The sequence below is a fragment of the Mesorhizobium sp. CA4 genome (assembly GCF_020165075.1).
Taxonomy (GTDB): domain Bacteria; phylum Pseudomonadota; class Alphaproteobacteria; order Rhizobiales; family Rhizobiaceae; genus Mesorhizobium.
On record NZ_JAIUHK010000073.1, the window covers coordinates 1 to 5954 of the forward strand.

The 5954-nt window shown below is 63.7% G+C and carries 6 protein-coding genes; all 6 read left to right on the forward strand.

Annotation, left to right across the window (positions count from 1 at the left end; all coding sequences use genetic code 11):
• The first annotated feature begins 243 nt into the window (after positions 1-243).
• On the forward strand, positions 244-447 hold the full coding sequence (rpmI, locus tag LB528_RS29940) for a 50S ribosomal protein L35 (RefSeq protein WP_027166935.1): 204 nt from the start codon (positions 244-246) through the stop codon (positions 445-447).
• Between the two features lie 92 nt (positions 448-539).
• On the forward strand, positions 540-941 hold the full coding sequence (rplT, locus tag LB528_RS29945; RefSeq protein ID WP_042637600.1) for a 50S ribosomal protein L20: 402 nt from the start codon (positions 540-542) through the stop codon (positions 939-941).
• A 185-nt stretch (positions 942-1126) separates the two neighbouring features.
• Complete coding sequence (pheS, locus tag LB528_RS29950; RefSeq protein ID WP_224717224.1) at positions 1127-2179, forward strand: phenylalanine--tRNA ligase subunit alpha; 1053 nt, start codon at positions 1127-1129, stop codon at positions 2177-2179.
• Complete coding sequence (locus LB528_RS29955; RefSeq protein ID WP_224717225.1) at positions 2176-2613, forward strand: GFA family protein; 438 nt, start codon at positions 2176-2178, stop codon at positions 2611-2613. Before pheS ends, LB528_RS29955 begins: the two co-directional genes overlap by 4 nt.
• Positions 2610-5018: a phenylalanine--tRNA ligase subunit beta gene (gene pheT, locus LB528_RS29960; RefSeq protein WP_224717226.1), complete on the forward strand. Its 2409-nt coding sequence runs from the start codon at positions 2610-2612 to the stop codon at positions 5016-5018. The genes LB528_RS29955 and pheT overlap by 4 nt, the downstream gene beginning before the upstream one ends.
• A 105-nt stretch (positions 5019-5123) precedes the next feature.
• Positions 5124-5726 (forward strand): nucleotidyltransferase family protein, encoded by a 603-nt coding sequence (locus LB528_RS29965; RefSeq protein WP_224717227.1) that lies wholly within the window; start codon positions 5124-5126, stop codon positions 5724-5726.
• Positions 5727-5954: the final 228 nt, after the last annotated feature.

Below are 5954 nucleotides of genomic sequence, written 5' to 3' on the forward strand. Positions count from 1 at the left end.
AGCCTCCATTCGCTGGCGATAAAACCGGACAACTCATGTGCTACCTAACCCGGACAACTCATGCGCTTACGACACGCATGGCTTGAGGTGTTGCGTACTGGCCGTCTTTGATCTATAGGACCGCGGTTTCAAGAAAACCGCCCGGCAGGGCATGCCGTGGCGGTTTCATTTGCTTTTCGGGCTTTGGTCGGCCCGAAGCGAGACAAGAAGCGCGATGGTGCGCCACCAATACGGAGTAGCAAAATGCCCAAGATGAAGACCAAATCGGCCGCCAAGAAGCGGTTCAAGATTACTGCCACCGGCAAGGTGCTGTCGGCTGCCGCCGGCAAGCGCCACGGCATGATCAAGCGTTCCAACAAGTTCATTCGCGATGCCCGCGGCACGATGGTTCTGGCTGAACCGGACGGCAAGAAGGTCATCAAGAATTTTCTGCCGAACGGCCTCTGAGCATTTCGGCCTGGACGCATTTGTTTGACGCAATTCCGAACGGAAAACCGCTACACACTTTTCCTGGAATTGCTTTTTAAGGAGATCATGACATGGCACGCGTAAAGAGAGGCGTCACCGCCCACGCCAAGCACAAGAAGGTCCTGAAAGCCGCCAAGGGCTTTTACGGCCGCCGCAAGAACACCATCCGCATCGCCAAGCAGGCGGTGGAGAAGTCGCTGCAATATGCCTATCGCGACCGCAAGAACCGCAAGCGCTCTTTCCGCGCGCTGTGGATCCAGCGCATCAATGCCGCGACCCACGAGCATGGCCTGACCTATGGCCGCTTCATCGACGGCCTCAACAAGGCCGGCATCGAGATCGACCGCAAGGTTCTTTCGGACATGGCCATCCACGAGCCGCAGGCTTTCGCCGCGCTGGTGGCCAAGGCCAAGGTCGCGCTCGAATATCTGAAGAACACCACGCCGAACGCTTTTGAGAGCGCTGTCGCCTAAGCCAGCGCTTCCCAAGCATACGCAATTCTGATTTGGGGAACCCGCGCTGGCACGGCTGGCGCGGGTTTTTCTTATGCCCGATGTAACCAAAATGGTGACGCACCGAACCACGGTGGTTACCCGATCGAGAGAGTTTCGCCGTGAACGCCACCGCTGGAAATTTTGAAACCCTTGAAGCTTCCCTGATGGCCGACATCGCGGCTGCGGCCGACGAACCGGCAATCGAGGCGGTGCGCGTCTCGGCGCTCGGCAAGAAGGGCTCGGTCTCCGAAATGCTGAAGACGCTGGGCGCCATGAGCGCCGAGGAGCGGCAGGTGAAGGGCCCGGCGATCAACGGCCTGAAGAACCGCATCACCGAGGCGCTCGCCGCGCGCAAGGCCGAACTGAAGGATGTGGCCATCGCCGCGCGGCTCGCCGCCGAGAAGGTCGATGTCACGCTCCCCGTTCGCCAGTCGCCGGCCGAGCGCGGCCGCATCCATCCGATCAGCCAGGTGATCGACGAGATCGCCGCCATCTTCGGCGACCTCGGCTTCGCGATCGCCGAAGGCCCGGATATCGAGACGGACTATTACAATTTCACGGCGCTGAATTTCCCCGAGGGGCATCCGGCACGCGAGATGCATGACACCTTCTTCTTCCAGCCGGACGAGAAGGGCGAGCGCAAGCTGTTGCGCACGCACACCTCGCCCGTCCAGATCCGCACCATGGAGCGGCAGAAGCCGCCGATCCGCATCGTCATCCCCGGCAAGACCTACCGGCAGGATTCGGACGCCACTCACTCGCCGATGTTCCATCAGGTCGAGGGGCTGGTGGTCGACAAATCGGCCAATGTCGCCAACATGAAGTGGGTGCTGGAGGAGTTCTGCAAGGCCTTCTTCGAGGTGCCGTCGGTCAAGATGCGCTTCCGCCCGTCCTTCTTCCCGTTCACCGAGCCGAGCCTCGAGGTCGACATCCAGTGCGACCGCTCGCGTCCCGGCGAAGTGCGCTTCGGCGAAGGGTCCGACTGGATGGAGATCCTGGGCTGCGGCATGGTGCATCCCAACGTGCTGCGCGCCGGCGGCCTCGACCCCGACGAATATCAGGGCTTTGCCTGGGGCATGGGCATCGACCGCATCGCCATGCTGAAATACGGCATGCCGGACCTGCGCGCCTTCTTCGATGCCGACGTGCGGTGGCTCGCGCATTACGGCTTCCGGCCGCTCGACCTGCCGACGCTGTTCGGGGGGCTGTCTGCATGACGGCACCTCACACCGGCGGCTGCCGTTGCGGCGCGGTGCGGTTCGAGGCCTCGGCCGAGCCGCATCACATCAGCTATTGCCATTGCGGCGATTGCCGGCGGGCCAGCGGCGCGCCGGTGTCGGCCTTTGTCGGCTTCATGGCCGACCAGGTCGCGCTCAATGGCAAATCGCTGAAAAGCTACCGCAACGGCCCGGTGGAGCGCTCGTTCTGCGGCATTTGCGGCTCGCCTATCGCCTATACCGACCAGCGGCTCGACAACCGGATCTATTTCATGATCGGCGCCATGGACATGCCGGCCTATTTCAGGCCGACCGTGCATGCGCATGTGCGCGAGCAGCTATCTTTCCTGCACATGCCCGATGCGCTGCCGCGCGAGCTTAAGACCAGCGTGCCCCGGCCCGAAGAACAAAGACCCTCGGAAACACAGTCATGAAATTCACCCTCTCCTGGCTCAAGGACCATCTCGAGACCGACGCCTCGCTCGCCGAGATCGTCGAGCGGCTGACCGCGATCGGCCTCGAAGTCGAGCATGTCGACGACAAGGCCGGCCTGAAACCCTTCGTCATCGCGAAGGTGCTGACGGCAGTGCAACATCCGGACGCCGACCGGCTGCGCGTGCTGACCGTCGACACCGGCGACGGCAAGCCGCCGGTGCAGGTCGTGTGCGGTGCGCCCAATGCCCGCGCGGGCATGATCGGCGCCTTCGCGGTGCCCGGCACCTATATTCCCGGCATCGACGTGACGCTCTCGGTCGGCAAGATCCGCGGTGTCGAAAGCCACGGCATGATGTGCTCGGAACGCGAGCTGGAAATCTCCGACGAGCATAACGGCATCATCGATTTGCCGCAGGACGCGCCGGTCGGCACCAGCTTCGCCGCCTACGCGCATCTCGACGATCCGGTGATCGAGATCAATCTGACGCCGAACCGGCCGGACGCGACCAGCGTCTACGGCATCGCGCGCGACCTCGCGGCGAGCGGGCTTGGCCGGCTTACCGGCGGTGCGATCATGCCGCATGTCGGCAACGGCATGTGCCCGGTCAAGGTCAAGATCGAGGCGCCGGAACTCTGCCCCGGCTTCGCGCTGACGCTGGTGAACGGGGTGAAGAACGGCCCATCGCCGAAATGGCTGCAACAGCGGCTGATCGCCATCGGCTTGCGCCCGATCAGCGCCCTGGTCGACATCACCAACTATGTCACCTTCGACCGCGGCCGGCCGCTGCATGTCTTCGATGCCAACAAGGTCGCCGGCAATCTCGTGGTGCGTCGCGCCAAGCAAGGCGAGACGGTGCTGGCGCTTGACGGGCGCGAATACACGCTGACGCCGGAAATGTGCGTTATCGCCGATGACAATGGCGTCGAATCGATCGCCGGCATCATGGGCGGCGAGCATTCGGGCTGCGATGAGAACACCACTGACGTGCTGATCGAATCGGCGCTCTGGGACCCGATCACGACGGCCCGCACCGGCCGCACGCTCGGCATCATCAGCGATGCGCGCTACCGCTTCGAGCGCGGCGTCGACCCTGAGTTCATGGTGCCGGGCGTGGAGCTTGCGACCAAGCTGGTGCTCGAATTTTGCGGCGGCACGCCGACGGAAATCGAAGTGGCGGGCTATGCCGGCCACAAGCCGAAGATCATCTTCTTCCCGCTCTCGGAAGTGAAGCGGCTGACCGGCATCGAGGTGCCAAGAGAGGAAGCGCTCAGCATCCTGACGCGGCTCGGCTTCGAGCCGCGCAGCTCGGGCGATACCGTCGAGGTGAAGGTGCCGTCCTGGCGGCCGGATATCGACGGCAAGGCGGATCTGGTCGAGGAGGTGATGCGCATCCACGGCGTAGACAACATAGCGCCGCAGCCGCTTACCTCGCATGACGCGGTCAACGGCAAGATCCTGACCACGCTGCAGCTACGCACCCGTTCGGCCAAGCGCGCGCTGGCCGTGCGCGGCATGATGGAGGCCGTCACCTGGTCGTTCATCCCCGCAAAGCACGCCGAGCTGTTCGGCGGCGGCCAGAACGGCCTGAAACTCGCCAACCCGATCGCCGCCGACATGTCCGACATGCGGCCTTCGCTGCTGCCGGGGCTGATCGCGGCCGCGCAGCGCAATGCCGACCGCGGCATCGGCGATGTGGCACTGTTCGAGGTCTCCGGTACCTATGAGGGCGACTTGGCCGACCAGCAGCGGCGCGTCGCAGCCGGCGTGCGGCGCGGCACGGCCAAGCTCGACGGCTCGGGCCGCAGTTGGTCCGGCAATGCCGGGCCGGTCGGCGTGTTCGACGCCAAGGCGGACGCAATCGCAGCGCTCGAAGCCTGCGGCGCGCCGGTCGACCGGCTGCAGATCGAGCCCGGCGGCCCGGCCTGGTATCACCCGGGACGTTCAGGAACGATCAAGCTTGGGCCAAAGACGGTGCTCGGCACATTCGGCGAGTTCCATCCGAAAACGCTCGAAACGCTCGACGCCTCCGGCCCGATCTGCGGCTTCGAGGTTTTCGTCGACGCCGTGCCGGAACCGAAGGCCAAGCCGACGCGCACCAAGCCGAAGTTGGAGCTCTCGCCGTTCCAGGCGGTGAAGCGCGATTTTGCTTTCGTCGTGGACAGGTCGGTGGAAGCCGGCACGCTGGTGCGGGCAGCGCTCGCGGCCGACAAGAAACTGGTCACCGGCGTTTCGGTGTTCGACGTCTTTGAAGGCGCCTCGCTCGGCGCGGCCAAGAAGTCGATCGCCATCGAGGTTTCGATCCAGCCGGTCGAAAAAACGCTGACCGACGAGGATTTCGAGGCGCTCGCAAAACGCATCGTCGAGAACGTCAACAAGCAGACGGGTGGCGTGCTGAGGGCGTAGCGAGTCTCTGCTTTATACAATTCCGGGCGGAAAACCGCTGTGCACTTTTCCTGGAATTGCTTCTGAGGATTGCCGGAGCATGGCGAATCGCTCTCCAAAAGAGCGATGCACCATCTCCGCTATTCCGGCCTTGCCTTCGAAGAGCAGCGCGCGGCATTCCTCACCATCGTTGCGCGCGACCCGCTGCTCAATGAAACACTGACGCGCGTGCGCCAACTCGCGCTGCCCGATTGGCTGGTGGTTTCCGGCGTGCTCTACAACAGCGTCTGGAACCACCTGACCGGCAAGCCGCCGGGCTACGGCATCAAGGATGTCGACCTGTTCTATTTCGATGACACGGATTTATCCTACGAGGCGGAGGACGCGGTGATCCGCCGGGCGGCTGCGCATTTCGCGGGCTTGTCGTTGCCGGTCGAGGTGCGCAACCAGGCGCGGGTGCATCTGTGGTATCCGCAGAAGTTCGGGCAGGAATGCCCGCGCTATGCCAGCGCGAGTGAATCGGTGAGCCATTTTGCGTCGAAGACGCATGCGGTCGGGGTGCGGTACGATACCGAGGGGTGCCTGGATTTGGTGGCGCCGTTTGGGCTCGACGACCTTTTTTCGTTCCGCATCACGCCGAACCGGGTGCTGGACAATCAGCGGACGCATGAGGCGAAGGGGAGAAGGGCGCAGGCGTTCTGGCCGGAGATTAGCGTGGTGCCGTGGTAGGGGTGCAGAGATAAGATACGGCGGCGCGAGGCCCCCCTCTCTGTCCTGCCGGCCATCTCCCCCTCAAGGGGGGAGATCGATGTCGCGTCCGCTTTCGCTAATAATCGAGGCAGGAAGGGCGCCGGCGCCCAAGCTGCCAATCTCCCCCCTTGAGGGCATATGCGCTAAGATAGCTTTGGCATGGCTTGAAATTTGCGCTTTCGAGGTGGCTCGCGCCAACGATGTCGC